Consider the following 753-nt stretch of genomic DNA (forward strand, 5'->3'; position numbering starts at 1 on the left):
CTGGATCGAAGTTGAGTTCGCGGAGTGTGCCGAAGAAGGCGTTCCAGTCGAACTCGCCCTGGTCGATGTCGAGGTGCTGGTGGATGCGGGCGGTGGTGCCGGGCGGGTTGAGGATGTAGCGCAGGCCGGAGGAGCCCTTGTGGTTGAAGGAGTCGGCGATGTGCACGTGCTGGAGCTTGTCCCCGGCGTGGCGCATCATCTTCGCGATGTCCGCCCCGACTTCGGAGGCTCCGGAGAGGTGGAAGGAGTGCGGGGCGCAGTAGAGGTAGTTCACCCAGGGCTTGTTGATCGCCCGGACGAGGTCGACGGCGGGGGTGTTCTCCTCGCAGAAGTCGTCCGGGTGGGCCTCGAGGTTGAGGGCGATGCCTTCGCGCTCGAAGACGGGCAGCAGCTCGTCCATGGAGCGCCAGAAGGCGGCCTCGCTCGCGGCGGCCTGCTCGGGGCGGCCGTTGAACTCCGAGTTCATCAGGGGGCATCCGAGATCGGCGGTGATCTCGATCATTCGCTTCCAGTAGCGGACGGCGGCCTGTCGCTCGGTCTCGTCCGGCGAGGACCACTTGTACAGGGGGAGCACGGAGGACAGCTTGATGCCGTGTGTGCGCAGGGAGTTCTTCAGCGCGGCGATTCGTTCGTCGTCGGCGCGCGGGTGCAGGAAGAAGGGCATGAAGTCGTCGCGGGGTGACAACTCGATGTGTTCGTAGCCGAGCTCGGCGACCGTACGCACCATGTCGTCGATGGGCAGGGCGCGGAACA

The 753-nt window shown here is 65.9% G+C and carries 1 protein-coding gene; it reads right to left on the reverse strand.

The genetic code is table 11. The features are described 5' to 3' along the window. A partial coding sequence (locus O3Q52_RS53765) for a sugar phosphate isomerase/epimerase family protein (protein ID WP_269655640.1) occupies positions 1-753 on the reverse strand: 753 nt, incomplete at both ends.

This window comes from Streptomyces sp. ActVer (assembly GCF_027270795.1).
Taxonomy (GTDB): Bacteria; Actinomycetota; Actinomycetes; order Streptomycetales; family Streptomycetaceae; genus Streptomyces; species Streptomyces umbrinus_A.